General features: G+C 71.1%; 9 protein-coding genes. 8 read left to right on the forward strand and 1 reads right to left on the reverse strand.

The genetic code is table 11. The annotated features are described in order from the left end of the window. Positions 1-199: 199 nt before the first annotated feature. Both AB0J90_RS10625 and AB0J90_RS10630 read left to right on the forward strand, forming a co-directional pair. On the forward strand, positions 200-1,444 hold the full coding sequence (locus tag AB0J90_RS10625) for a glycosyltransferase family 2 protein (RefSeq protein WP_363594323.1): 1,245 nt from the start codon (positions 200-202) through the stop codon (positions 1,442-1,444). A gap of 7 nt (positions 1,445-1,451) precedes the next feature. After that, positions 1,452-3,449, forward strand: coding sequence for an arabinofuranosyltransferase (locus tag AB0J90_RS10630; RefSeq protein ID WP_363594325.1), 1,998 nt, complete (start codon positions 1,452-1,454; stop codon positions 3,447-3,449). Positions 3,450-3,521: 72 nt separating this feature from the next. Here AB0J90_RS10630 and AB0J90_RS10635 read toward each other — a convergent pair whose 3' ends face one another. Beyond that, positions 3,522-3,728, reverse strand: a complete 207-nt coding sequence (locus AB0J90_RS10635) for a PspC domain-containing protein (protein WP_363594327.1) — start codon at positions 3,726-3,728, stop codon at positions 3,522-3,524. 237 nt (positions 3,729-3,965) lie between these two features. On the opposite strand from AB0J90_RS10635, the gene AB0J90_RS10640 reads away from it, so the two are divergent. From AB0J90_RS10640 to AB0J90_RS10665, 6 genes are all read left to right on the forward strand, one after another. Continuing rightward, the gene (locus AB0J90_RS10640) at positions 3,966-5,360 is read left to right on the forward strand and encodes an L-serine ammonia-lyase (RefSeq protein ID WP_363594329.1); all 1,395 of its coding nucleotides are present in this window, start codon (positions 3,966-3,968) and stop codon (positions 5,358-5,360) included. Between the two features lie 289 nt (positions 5,361-5,649). Then, positions 5,650-6,462 carry an ABC transporter permease gene (locus tag AB0J90_RS10645; RefSeq protein WP_363594331.1) on the forward strand — a complete coding sequence of 271 codons (813 nt, stop codon included), beginning with the start codon at positions 5,650-5,652 and terminating at the stop codon, positions 6,460-6,462. Beyond that, positions 6,462-7,208 (forward strand): ABC transporter ATP-binding protein, encoded by a 747-nt coding sequence (locus AB0J90_RS10650; protein WP_363594333.1) that lies wholly within the window; start codon positions 6,462-6,464, stop codon positions 7,206-7,208. Before AB0J90_RS10645 ends, AB0J90_RS10650 begins: the two co-directional genes overlap by 1 nt. A 77-nt stretch (positions 7,209-7,285) precedes the next feature. Continuing rightward, positions 7,286-9,214 carry a DUF5941 domain-containing protein gene (locus tag AB0J90_RS10655; RefSeq protein ID WP_363594400.1) on the forward strand — a complete coding sequence of 643 codons (1,929 nt, stop codon included), beginning with the start codon at positions 7,286-7,288 and terminating at the stop codon, positions 9,212-9,214. Continuing rightward, the gene (locus AB0J90_RS10660) at positions 9,211-11,400 is read left to right on the forward strand and encodes a bifunctional glycosyltransferase family 2 protein/CDP-glycerol:glycerophosphate glycerophosphotransferase (RefSeq protein ID WP_363594335.1); all 2,190 of its coding nucleotides are present in this window, start codon (positions 9,211-9,213) and stop codon (positions 11,398-11,400) included. Before AB0J90_RS10655 ends, AB0J90_RS10660 begins: the two co-directional genes overlap by 4 nt. Positions 11,401-11,423: 23 nt before the next feature. Next, positions 11,424-13,790 (forward strand): glycosyltransferase family 2 protein, encoded by a 2,367-nt coding sequence (locus AB0J90_RS10665; RefSeq protein WP_363594337.1) that lies wholly within the window; start codon positions 11,424-11,426, stop codon positions 13,788-13,790. The last annotated feature ends 39 nt before the right edge of the window (positions 13,791-13,829 follow it).

A 13,829-nucleotide genomic window follows, 5' to 3' on the forward strand; every position in this document is an offset into this window, starting at 1 on the left:
GATGACTCGGTGTCATCGCAGGTCAGCCAGGTATGCCAGGTATTCTCCTAGCGTCCCCTGGTGGCGTATCAACCGGGGCGGGATGTGGCGGTAGGATCCAGCGGCGTCTTGAGAAGGCGGCCGACGGAGCACCGCGCTGCCCTCGCCGCTGGCCCCTCGTCAATCGACACACCGAGAAATCGAATCGGGAGAAACGCCTGTGGCACTTTCTGTTGCCGGAGACGAGATCGAGGTTACCGTCCTGCTGCCCTGCCTGAATGAGGCAGAGACGTTGGAGATCTGCGTCACCAAAGCTGTCCGGGCTCTCGCCGAACTCGGCGTGGTCGGCGAGGTGCTGGTCAGCGACAACGGGTCCACCGACGGCTCGCAGGAGATCGCCACCCGGGCGGGGGCGCGGGTGTCTCACGCGCCGATCCGTGGGTACGGCGGCGCCCTGCTCAACGGCATCGAGCAGGCCCGTGGCAAGTACATCATCATGGGCGACGCGGACGATTCATACGATCTGTCCGGTCTTGAGCCGTTCATCCGCGAACTCCGTGCCGGGCACGACCTGGTCATGGGCAACCGGTTCCGCGGCGGCATCGCCAAGGGTGCGATGCCGCCGCTGCACCGCTACCTGGGCAACCCGGTGCTGTCCTGGCTGGGGCGGCGGCTGTTCGGCCTGCGCAACGTCGGCGACTTCCACTGCGGCATCCGGGGCTTCAACCGGGACCGCATCCGTGACCTGCAGCTCTGCATGCCGGGCATGGAGTTCGCCTCCGAACTCGTGGTCCGCGCCGCGCTCAACAAGTACGACATCGTCGAGGTGCCGACCACGCTCCAGAAGGACGGCCGGAGCCGCCCGCCGCACCTGCGTACCTGGCGGGACGGCTGGCGTCACCTGCGCTTCCTGCTGGTCTTCGCACCGCGCAAGACGCTGATCTGGCCGGGGCTGGTGCTCTTCGTGCTCGGCCTGCTCGGCACCGCGACGCTCTCCTTCGGGCCGTTGCAGGTGGCCGGGGTCGGCTTCGACATCAGCACCATGGTCTACACCTGCCTGGCCGTGCTGACCGGTGCGCAACTATTGCTGTTCGGCGTCTTCGCGCTGCTCTACGGACACACCGAAGGGATCACCAACCAGGACCAGGTGGCCTGGTGGGGCAAGTGGGTGCGGTTCGAGACCTGCACCGCGGCCGGGCTGTTCCTGATCCTGCTCGGGCTGGCCGGATCGATCCTCGCGGTCACCGCCTGGGGAGCCAGCGGCTTCGGCGAGCAGAACCTCGCCGAGACCCTGCGCGTGGTGCTTCCCTCGTCCACGGTGATCGGCCTGGGCGTGACGGTGCTCTTCTCCGGCCTCTTCGCCAGCCTGCTCAACCTGCGCCGGGTCAGCCCGAGCGCGCCGGCCGCCAGCCTCCCGGTCGACGACGCACACAGCGACAGCGACCTCGCGTCGGCCCGCAGCTGAGTACGCCGTGACGCTGCAGACCACGCCCGACGGGCCGGCCAAACCGGCCGGCCCCGGTCGGCCGGACCCGGCCGACGAGTCACCCGAGGCGAATGTGTCAACCGAAGACCGCAACACGGCCGAGTCGACGGCGGCCGTCGAGCCGACCGGGAGCGCCACTGCCGGCGCTGTCACGGACACTTCCGCCACGGCCACTGCCGATGCACCGGCGGGCACGGGTCGGCGGGTGCCGGGCTGGCTGGGCAACGGCGGCACGGTTGCCGTACTGACCTGGCTGGTGGCGACCCCGGTCGCGATCCTGATCCCCCGGTTGATCGACCGGGACCCGTTCTCGGTGGGTGCGTCCACCATCCCGCTCGCGGCGGCGTTCGTACTGATCATCGGGTTGTTCGTACTGGCATTGCGCTGGTCCGGTGACGCGGTGGCCGGCATGGCGGCCGGTCTCGCTGCGGCCTGGACCGTGCTGATGCTGCGCTCGGCCCTCAACGGCACCCCGTTCGGCTTCGCCGGTCTGGTCGGCGACATGGGCCGGATGTCGGCGTCGGCGGAGCGGTACACCACCACCATCGCCTCCAGCGACACCCTGGTCCACGGGCTGCCGTCGGAGTATCCGCCGTTCTACGCCTGGCTGGTCGGGCGCGCCTCGGTCGTGCTCGACGAGCCGGCCTGGCGCCTGCTCGCCGACGCCGAGGTGCTGTTCAGCTCCCTCGCGGTGCTCGCCGCGTTCCTGCTCTGGCGCCGGCTGGTCGGGCCCTGGGTGGCCATGGCCATCTCCGGCCTGACGCTGATCACCTGGTCGGACCCGCGCAAGGCGTTCGAGGTACTGACGCTGGCGGTCTTCGTACCGTGGGCGTTGGAGGTCTTCGCCCGCCCGGCCCGGCGGCGGATGCACTGGCTGCCGGCCGGCATCCTCGGCGGGTTCATCGTGATCACCTATCAGGCGTGGATGGTCTACGGGGCGATCGGCATGGTCACCCTGATCGTGATCGCCTGGCGGAGCGAGCCGGACCGGTGGGCGTACCTGCGCCGACTGGGCCTGATCGTGCTGGTCTCGTTCGTGGTCGCGTCCTGGTACATCGTGCCGTTCGGCTGGGCCAGCCTCACCAAGGGCGGACAGTCGATCTCCGACCTGTACGTCTCCAGTTCGCTGAACTCCGACCTGTTCCCGTTCCTGAACGTCAACCCGATCGGGCTGCTGCAACTGGTCGGGCTGGTCGGCCTGGTGTGGTTGTGGCGCTCGGTCTGGTGGGCCCGGCCGCTGCTGTTGCTGATCATCTCGGCGTACGGCTACCGGGTGCTGTCGATGATCCGGTACGTGCTGACCCAGCACACCGGGTTCATGCACTACACCGCCCGCCTGTACGGGGTGCTGTTCACCATCGCCGGCATCCTCGTGATCGCGCACCTCACCCCGATCGTGCTGCGCCGGTTGCGGCTCACCCCGCCCCGGCTCGCCGGTGCCGCACTGCTCGCGGTCGTGCTCGCCTGGACCGCGACCGGCTTCACCAGCACCTGGATGCCGGAGAGCGGCAGCAAGTACGCGATCATGGCGCACAGCGAACCGCTGCCCGGCGGGGGCTACCCGACGTACGCGCCGAAGGAGGGCCGCCGCCCCGGCTTCCCGATCACCGAGGTGGAGCAGGCGGTCGAACGGGAACTCGGGCCGAAGGCGCAGCCGATCACGCTCGCCACCGACGACCGGGTCTTCTCGTTCCTGCCCTGGCCCGGCTTCATGGACAACGACCGGACCGCCGGCAGCACGCTGTCGCGGTGGGACGACCGGTTGGCCGAGGTGCAGAAGCTGGCCGCCACTCGTGACCCGGTGGCCTTCGCGGCCAAGGCGGCGGACGTCGGCGAGTTCGGACCGATCCAGCTCTTCGTGCTGAGCGAGCAGCCGGACGGCTGGGCGTGGCGCAACCTGCGCTTCACCCCGGACCAGTTCTCGACCTCGGACTGGACCATCGTCGAGCTGCCGCAGAACGTGGTGGTGGCGATCCGGCGCTGACCCGCGCCGAGGCACCACGGCAGGACCAGATCGGGGCCGTACCCAGCCGGGTACGGCCCCGATCGGCGTCTGCTAGGCGACGTACGCCTGCTGGGCGTTCTCGTTCGGCATGATGATCCACAGCGCGATGTAGAGCAGCACCTGCGGGCCGGGAAGGATCACGGAGAGCACGAAGAGGAGCCGGACCAGGCCGGTGGAGAGGCCGAAGCGGCGGGCCAGCCCGGCGCAGACTCCGGCGATCATCCGGTGGTCCCGGGGTCGTACCAGTTTGCGACTCATGGTCGTCGTCTCCCAACTCTGCGGCTGTCCGCCGCGTCTGTATCCACCGTACGAAGCGACATCCACCGACGCCCTCCGCCTCGAGGGCGATTCGGCGCATCCCTACCCGTAGGTGCTTACCCCGGATGGCCACGCGGGACGCATGCTTGGGCTGACGGGTAGGCTCGCCGCTCGGTGCTGGCCTGACCGACGGCAACGGAGCCGGATGCGGCAGAGCGAGCAGCGGGAGGAGGATCGATGATCAGCGTCTTCGATCTGTTCACGGTAGGGATCGGGCCGTCCAGCTCACACACGGTCGGGCCGATGCGGGCGGCGCGTACGTTCGTCTCCGGGCTCAAGGCCGACGGGCTGCTCGCGGGCACCGCCCGGATCCACGCCGAACTCTTCGGCTCGCTCGGCGCCACCGGCCACGGCCACGGCAGCGACCGGGCGGTCCTGCTCGGGCTCGCCGGTGAGGCACCCGAGACCGTGGACCCGGACCGGGTGGACGCGGCGGTGGCCGAGATCCGGGCAACCGGGCGGCTGGCCGTACTCGGTGCGCACACCATCGACTTCGACCCGGCCCGTGACCTGGTGCTGCACCGCCGCCGGGCGCTGCCGTTCCACCCGAACGGGATGACCTTCACCGCGTACGACGAGACCGGCGAGGCGGTACGGGACCGGACGTACTACTCGGTCGGCGGCGGTTTCGTGGTCGACGAGGCGGCGGCCGGTGCCGACCGGATCAAGCCCGACCCGACCCGGGTGCCGTACCCGTTCAGTACGGGCGCGGAACTACTCAAGGTGACCGAGGAGACCGGGCTCTCGATCAGCGGGGTGATGTTCGCCAACGAGCGCGCCCGGCGCGGCGCGGACGAGATCCGTACCGGCCTGCTGGAGATCTGGCGGGTGATGCAGGAGTGCGTCGAGCGGGGCAGCCACCGTGACGGGGTGCTGCCGGGCGGGCTCAAGGTGCGCCGGCGGGCGGCCGAGCTGCGGCGGTCCCTGGCGACCGAACGCGGGGCCGGCTGGTCGGGCACCGGTGGGTCGGAGGACCCACTTCGGGTGATGGACTGGGTCACCCTGTTCGCGCTCGCGGTCAACGAGGAGAACGCCTCCGGCGGCCGGGTGGTCACCGCGCCGACCAACGGAGCCGCCGGCATCATCCCGGCGGTGCTGCACTACTACACCCGGTTCGTCGCCACCGCGTCGCCGGACGGTGTGGTCCGTTTCATGCTCGCCGCGGCGGCGATCGGGGTGCTGTTCAAGGAGAACGCCTCGATCTCCGGAGCCGAGGTCGGCTGCCAGGGCGAGGTCGGTTCGGCCTGCTCGATGGCGGCGGCGGGGCTGGCCGAGGCGCTCGGCGGCACCCCAGCACAGGTGGAGAACGCGGCCGAGATCGGCATGGAGCACAACCTGGGCCTGACCTGCGACCCGGTCGGCGGGCTGGTGCAGATCCCGTGCATCGAGCGGAACGCGGTGGCGAGCATCAAGGCGATCACCGCGGCCCGGCTGGCGCTGCGCGGGGACGGCGTACACACGGTCTCCCTGGACAAGGTCATCAAGACGATGCGGGAGACCGGCGCGGACATGAAGGTCAAGTACAAGGAGACCGCGCGGGGTGGGCTGGCGGTCAATGTCATCGAGTGCTGAGGGTAGATGGATCCGCGCTCAGCAGCGCTCGCGCAGGCCCGGCACCGCCTACCGAGCGTGCTGACCGACTGCTAACCTATGGCGCGTCAGCGGCCCGCCCTGGCGGGGCCCGCAGCCGCGGTCCGGGTGCCGTGTCCGAGATTCCGGCACGAGACGCGGGAGCACAATAGCTGTTAGGGCGGTCGCGGACGGTGACCGGGAGAGGTCGACACGTGATCCGTACCGGACGCGTCGGTTTGTCCTTCCGGCGCAGCCGCCCTCGATCATTTTCCGGTTCGGGAAGGCGGCCATGACAACGAGCGTCGCGGGTGTGTGGAGCCATCGCAACGCGTTACGGCTGCTGGTCCGCCGGGATCTGGCGGTCAAGTACCAGCAGTCGTTCCTCGGCTATTTCTGGTCGTTGCTCGAGCCGCTCGCGATGGGCGCCATCTACTGGTTCGTCTTCGGTGTGCTGTACGGCACCAGCAACCACGCCGGCCCGGCGAAGGACTCGTACCCGCTGTTCCTGGTGACCGGCATCTTCGCCTGGATGTGGACGAACTCCGCGATCAGCGAGGCCACCAGCGCGCTCACCGGGCAGGCCCGGTTGATCACCACGATGAAGGTGCCCCGCGAGGTCTTCCCGATCGGGCGGGTTATCGGCCGCTTCGCCGAGTACGTCGCCGGCCTGCCGGTGCTGGTCGTGCTCGCCGCGTACTTCGGTGAGCTGCACTTCGGCTGGGAGCTGCTGGCGCTGCCGCTGGCGGTGGTGCTGCAGACCATCCTGCTCACCGGCGTCGCGCTGCTGCTGTCGTCGCTGAACGTGCTGCTGCGCGACGTGGACCGGCTGATGCGGCTGTTCACCCGGCTGCTCTTCTACGGCACCCCGATCATCTACCCGTTGCAGCTCGTCCAGGAATCCGGCATGCCGGGCTGGGTGAGGACGATCTACGAGCTGAACCCGCTGGTCGGCATCTTCGAGCTGTTCCGCGCCATCTGGTACCCGTCGGAATTCCCCGACGCCGGACTGCTCACCACCTCGGTGGTCGGCAGCCTGGTGCTGTTCTTCGGCGGCTGGTGGGTCTTCCGCCGGCTCGAGCCCGCCGTGCTCAAGGAGCTGTAGTGAGCAAGCCGATCATCGAGGCGCACGACCTCGGCATCCAATTCGTCCGCGGCCGGCGGCGTCAGCTGCGCCTGCGGGAGATGTTCATCCACCGGGGCGGCCGGCAGCCGAAGGCGAACGAGTTCTGGCCGCTGCGCAACGTGTCGTTCGAGGTCCAGCCGGGCGACGCGGTCGGCGTCATCGGCAAGAACGGCACCGGCAAGAGCACCCTGCTCCGGCTGATCGCCGGGGTGCTGATCCAGGACGAGGGCACGATCACCGTACGCGGTGAGGTGGCGCCCCTGCTGGAGCTCTCCGCCGGCTTCTCCAACGACCTCACCGGCCGGGAGAACGTGCACCTGGTCGGGTCCCTGCACGGGCTCAGCTCGCAGTACCTGAAGACCCACTTCGACGACATCGTCTCGTTCGCCGGGGAACAGGTGGAGCGGGCCATCGACACCCCGGTACGGCACTACTCGTCCGGTATGAAGGTGCGACTGGGCTTCTCGGTCATCTCCCACCTGCAGCACCCGATCCTGCTGATGGACGAGGTGATGGCGGTCGGCGACACCGAGTTCCGCAAGAAGTGCTACACCACCATCGAGCGGATGCTCGGTGAGGGGCGCTCGCTGGTCCTCGTCTCGCACAACGAGAGCGACCTGACCCGGTTCTGCAACCGGGGGCTCTACTTCAACGCCGGCAAGCTGGAGATCGACGGCACTGTCCGCGAGGCGCTCGACGCGTACAACAACGTGGTCCGGACGTGACGCTGGCCGTCATCCTCACCCGTTCCGCGTACCCCGGTCAGGCCCAGCCGGTCGACGGCGTACCGCCGGTCGACCGGCTGCGCGACCAGCTCGGCCGGGCCGGCGCCCGGCAGGTCGTGGTCACCGCCGAGCCGGCCGAGGTCGCCGCGGTGGCCCAACACGCCACCGAGCCGGTCCTGCTCTGCGCGGACGACCTGGTCGCGCACGCCGCGGTGCTGCGGCACCTCGCCACCAGCCCGGTCGGCCCGACCGTGGCGCTGGTGTTGACCGATTCCGCCGCCGCCGGTCAGGCGGTGCTCCGGGAGGACCGGGGCCAGGTGGTCGCCGCCGGCCTCGCCGCCGGCCGGTTCACCGAGGCGACCGGTACCTTCGGCGGCGCCGTCCGGGTCGGGGTCGAGGACCTGCCGGCGCTCGCCGCCGCCGCCCGTTCCGCCGCCGGGCAGCCCGGCCCGACGTCCGCGTCGGACCGGGTGTTCGCGGCCCTGACCGGCACCGACACCACGATCTTCACCCATCGGGTACGCCTGCTCGTCGCGCACCGGGCCACCGACGCCGAAACCGTCGACGCCGCCGTGTCGGCGATCAACTCGGTCGACGAGGACAAGGCCGAGCTGCGGTTGTCGGTCAAGGAGAAGGACGACTTCTTCACCACGTACTTCGTCAGCACCTGGTCGCCGTACGTCACGAAGCTGTCCGCCCGGGTGGGGCTCGGCCCGACCGGGGTGACCGCGCTGTCGGTGCTGTTCGCGCTGGCCGCCGCCGCGCTGTTCGGGTACGGCGGCCGCCCGGCGGCGGTGCTCGGCGCGATCCTGCTCTACCTCGGCTTCGTGCTCGACTGCGTGGACGGGCAGCTGGCCCGGTACACCCGGCAGTTCAGCCCCTGGGGTGGTTGGCTGGACACGATGGCCGACCGGGCGAAGGAGTACGTCGTCTACGCCGGTCTGGCGGTCGGTGTCGACCGGGCCGGACTCGGCAACGGCTGGACGCTGGCGATCGCCGCGCTGACCCTGCAGACCGCCAGGCACATGACCGACACCTGGTACGGCGCCCTGCACGACGAGGCCGCCCGCCGCCCGAATCCGTCCGGCGCGTCCGGTGGTGGGCTCGGTGGCCGGCTCAGCCAGGCGTCGAACCGGGTGCAGGCCGACACGGGTTCGCTGTCGTACTGGCTCAAGCGCACGGTCGTCTTCCCGATCGGGGAGCGGTGGGCGCTGATCGCGCTGACCGTGGCTCTGTTCAACCCGCTGGTGAGCCTGGTCGCGGTCCTGGTCTGGGGCGGGCTGGCGGCGGCGTACACGTTGGCGCTGCGCACCGTACGGGCCCGGTCGATGCGGGTTTCGGTGCTCGGCCGGGTCGACACCACGCTCTACCGCGACGACGGTCCGATCGCCGGCTGGCTCGGCAACCTCGGTCGCCGGTTGCCCGGCTGGGCCGGGCCGCTGCCGCTCGCCGTGCTCGCGGTCGCCGCCAGCGCCACTCTGCTGGGGCTGGCGCTGGCCGGACTGGGTGACACCGGGGTACGCGTCGCGGTGCTGGTGACCGGGCTGGTGGCCGTGCTCGCCGCCGGGCTGCCGGCCGGCAGGTCACACAACCGGCCGTTGGACTGGCTGGTGCCCGCCGCCCTGCGGGCCGCCGAGTACCTGTTCGTCATCGCCATCGACGTGGCCGCCGGGATCCCCGGCCCGGTGACCTTCGCACTGCTTTTCGTGCTGGCGTTGCACCACTACGACCTGACCGCCCGGTTGGAGAAGCGCGGCGCGGCGCCCGAACTGCGGCCGTACGGACTGGGTTGGGACGGGCGGTTGTTGCTGCTGGTGGCGGTGGTGTTGGCGGGAGTCGCCGCCGCGGGTGAAGCGACGCTGGCCGGGTACCTCTTCGTGATCCTGACGCTGGGCGCGGTCAGCGGGTGGATGCTGCCGGCCGCACCGACCCGCCGTACGCCCGGCGCCGGGCGGGGTGTCGACGGCCGGGCCGCCATGGCGGCCGGGGAGGAGCGGAACCGATGACCCTGATCAGCTTCGTCGTGCCGGCCTACAAGGTCGAGGGCTACCTGCGGGAATGCCTCGACTCGATCCTCGGGCAGCCGTTCACCGACATCGAGGTGATCGGGGTCGACGACCACTCCCCGGACAGCAGCGGCGAGATCTTCGCCGAGTACGCCGCCCGCGACCCCCGGCTGACCGTGGTGTCGCTGCCGGAGAACGTGGGTCTGGGCGAGGCGCGCAACATCGGCCTCGACCGCGCCACCGGTGAGTACGTCTGGTTCGTCGACAGCGACGACTGGCTGGCCCCCGACTGCCTGCCGGCGGTGGCCCGGCGACTGCGGGAAACCTCCCCGGAGCTGCTGATCGTCGACCACGTCCGGTCGTACTGGGACAACGCGGTGCTCGGCAGCGCGATGCGGGAACTGTTCCCGACCTCGCCCGGCGCGACCACGTTCAGCCTGCGCCAGCGGCCGGAACTCATCGGCCTGCTGCACACCGCCTGGAACAAGCTGGTCCGGCGGGACTTCCTGGTCGACCTCGGGCTCCGGTTCGGTCCCGGCTGGTACGAGGACGTGTCGTTCACGTACCCGCTGGTGCTCGCGGCGGAGCGGATCAGCGTGCTCGACCTGGTCTGCGTCAACTACCGGCAGCGCCGGTCCGGTGCGATCACCCGTACCCAGGGGGACCGACACTTCGAGGTCTTCCCGCACTGGCAGCGGGTGTTCGAGCTGGTGGACGAGTGGGCGCCGCAGGTCGACGACCTGCGCCCGGTGCTCTTCCGGCGGATGATCTGGCATTACCTGACCATCCTCGGTAACGGGGACCGGATCGGGCCGAAGCTGCGGCCGGCGTTCTTCGCCCGGATGCACGCCGACTACCAGCGGTGGTTGCCGCCGGGTGGTTACCCGGTGCCGGGTGGCGCCGAGGGGCTCAAGCACCGGCTGGTGGCCGAGGGCAAGTGGCGTACGTTCAGCGCCCTGCGTACGGCGCATCTGGTCCGGGGCCGGTTGCGCGACGGTGTCGGCGCGGCCCGACGCGCGGTGGTGCCCCCGGCCCGGCGATCCGCCCGGCTCGGCCGGGACGCGGTCCTGCGCGGCTACTACCAGGCCCAGTTGCGGTTTCCGATGGACCGGTCGCTGGCCCTGTACGCCGCCTACTGGTACCGCGGTTACGCCTGCAACCCGGCGGCGATCCACGCCAAGGCCCGTGAGCTGGCCCCGCACATCCGGGGCGTTTTCGTGGTCCGCCGCGACCGGGTGTCGAGCCTGCCGCCCGGCGTGGAGTACGTCGTCGCCGGCACGCCCGCCTACTACCGGGCGCTGGCCCGGGCGAAGTGGCTGATCAACAACGTCAACTTCCCGGACTTCGTGGTCAAGCGGCCCGGTTCGGTGCACATCCAGACCCACCACGGCACCCCGGTCAAGGTGATGGGGCTGGACCAGCAGCGGTACCCGACCGGCGCGGTCGGGATGGAGTTCCCGAAGCTGCTGCGCCGGATCGACCGGTGGGACTTCAGCATCAGCTCGAACACCTTCTCCACCCAGATGTGGGACCGGGCCTACCCGGCGAACTACGTCGCGTTGAACACCGGCTACCCGCGCAACGACCGGCTGGCGAACGCCACCGCCGACGAGGTCACCGCGATCCGGTCCGACCTCGGTTTCGCCCCCGACGACCTGGTGGTGCTGTACGCGCCGACCCACCGGGAGCACCTGCCCGGTTACCGGCCGCCGTTCGACCCGACCGAGTTCGTGGAGGCGCTCGGCCCGCAGGGCCGGCTGCTGATGCGCAGCCACTACTTCCACGACCGGGACGTGGCCGCCGAGGTCAGCGCCGCCGGCCGGGTACGCGACGTCAGCGCCCACCCGTCCGTCGAGGACCTCTACCTCGCCGCAGACGTGCTGGTCACGGACTATTCGTCGGCGATGTTCGACTACGGCACCCTGGACCGGCCGATCGTCATCTACGCCCCGGACTGGGACGCGTACCGGCTTGCCCGCGGGGTCTACTTCGACGTGACCGCCGAACCGCCGGGTGCGGTCGCGACGAGCTTCCCGGACCTGCTGGACCTGTTCCGCGCCGGTGCGGTCGACAACGACGCCGCGGCCAAGGCCCGCGCCCACTTCCGGGCCCGCTTCTGCGTACTGGACGACGGCCGGGCCGCGGAGCGGGTGGTACGCCGTACGCTGCTCGGCGAGCCCGGCTGACACGGGTGCCTGGGAGGCCGGGGTTGGGCGCGTTGATCACCGTCGTCGTACCGATCTACAACGTACGTAGCTACCTGGTCGAGTGTCTCGACTCGATCGCCGGGCAGACGTACCCGGACCTGGACGTGGTGCTGGTCGACGACGGGTCCACCGACGACAGTGGTGAGATCGCCGAGCGGTACACCAGCACCGACAACCGGTTCCGGCTGATCCGGCAGGAAAATCGGGGACTGGGTGCCGCCCGGAACACCGGGGTGGAGGCCGCCGCCGGTGACTACCTGACCTTCGTCGACAGCGACGACCTGCTGCCGCCGTACGCGCTGGAGCTGCTGGTCGGCGCGCTGGAGCAGACCGGCTCCGACTTCGCCTCCGGCAACGTCGCCCTGCTCACCTCGCGCGGCCTGCGGCAGTCGCCGCTGCACCGGGGCACGCACCGGATCACCGCCCTGCGGACCAGCCTGAAGGCGCAGCGCAACCTGGTCTACGACCGACTGGCCTGCAACAAGGTGTTCCGTCGCTCGTTCTGGGACAAGCACGGGCTGCGGTTCCCGGAGGGGGTGCGCTACGAGGACATCCCGCTGACCGTGCCCGCGTACGCGCTGGCCGGCTCGGTGGACGTGCTCGACCTGCCGGTCTACTACTGGCGCCAGCGTGAGCCGGGCGCCGAGTTGTCGATCACCCAGCGGCAGCACGAGGTGCGCAACCTGGTCGACCGGTTCGCCGCCGTCGACAGCGCCAGCCGGTCCCTCGCCGCACTCGACCGCAAGCTCAAGGACTGGTACGACGAGACCACGCTCGTCAACGACCTGCGCATCTTCCTGGACCTGCTGCCGGACGTCGACCAGGCGTACCGGGAGCGTTTCCGCGACCTGGCCACCGACTACCTGAGCCGGGTGGACGAGCGGGTGCTCGACCGGCTGGTCGCGCGGCTGCGGGTGGCCTGGCACCTGGCCCGCGCGCGGGCCCTGCCGGAACTGGTCGAAGTGGCGGCCGCGAGCCGGCTCGACGCCACCCCGCCGGTGGTCCGCCGGGGCGGGGGACGTTACCTCCGGTTGCCGCTGCTCGACGCCGGTCACCCGGCCGCGCCCCGGCGACTGTTCCAACTCGGCCCGGGAGTACGGACCGAGGTGCACGAGGCACGCTGGGTCGACGGCCGGCTGCACGTACGCGGCCTGGCGTACGACGTGGCCCGTGGCGCGGCCCAACCCTGGGCCACCGCCCGGGTGTTCTGGCTGCGTGAGGCCACCGGCCGGCGACGGATCCTGCGCCTGCCGAGCCGCCCCCGACGGGTGGCCGAGGCGCCCAGCTCGGTGCCGTACGGCTGGTCCGGGTTCTCCGCGGTGGTCGACCCGCGCCGGTTGGCCGGGCGGGACGGCTGGCGGGCCGGCGAGTGGGTGTTCAACGTGGCGTTGGTCAATCCCGGTGGACCGCAGCGGCGCACGCTCGGCCTCGGCGACGCCCGGCCCGGGCTGCCGGCCCGCTGGGTGGCCGACGGGGTACGGGTCGTTCCCTACCCGCACCGAGCGGGGTTGCGGCTGCGGGTGGAACGGCCGCAGGCCTGGGTCACCGGTACCCGGATCGACGGCAACACGCTGCTGGTCGAGGGGCGGGCACTGACCCGTCCGGCGGGGGCGACGCTCCGGCTCGCCCGTACCGCGGGGGTTCTCTGGCGCTCGTACCCGGTGGAGCCCGCCGACGGCGGTTCGGTCGAGGCCGCGTCGGTCGGGGCTGGGGCGGGGTCGTCGCCGTGCGGGGTGGGCTGGACGGCCCGGATCCCGGTTGCCGAGCTGGTCGCCGCCTCCGGGCTGGCGCACTGGTCACCCCTGGTCGGCGAGGTGGGCGCCGGGTGGCGGGTGGCCTACGCCGACCCGGACGGCGGGGCGTGGGAACTGCCGGTGGCCGCCGGCTTCACCGGTGCGCGGCAGACCGTCGGCGAGGTGGAGGTGCTCGCCCGCCCGACCGACGACGAGGTGTTGGCGCTGCGGGTGCTGCCACCGGGTCCGGTGGTGCATGCCGCCGAACTGGCCGACGGCATGCTCTTGTTCCTCGGCGAGCTGCCCGGCGGTCAGCACGACTGGGGTGACCTGCGGATCGTGCTGCGCCAGCGGACCGGCGCGGACCCGAACGAGGTGCTTCCGCCCGATCTCGAACTGCCGGCCGAGGTGTCCGCCGGCTGGCGGGTACGGATTCCGGTGGCCGGCGGGTCCGGCCTCCCGGACGGCGACTGGCTCCTGCTCTACCGGCAGGGAGCCGACGCGTCCCCCGTCGACCTCCCCTTCGACGTCGCCGCCCGCCGCTCCCTACCCCGCGACGTAGCCGTAGCGGGCCGCCGCCTCGAACTCCTCCCCGACCGAGAACGAGAAGCAATCCGCCTAACCCCCCTCCCCTAACCGTCCTCGGTCGACCGCTCACCCGGTACGCCGTTGCTC

It is taken from the genome of Micromonospora sp. NPDC049523 (assembly GCF_040676775.1).
Classification (GTDB): domain Bacteria; phylum Actinomycetota; class Actinomycetes; order Mycobacteriales; family Micromonosporaceae; genus Micromonospora_G.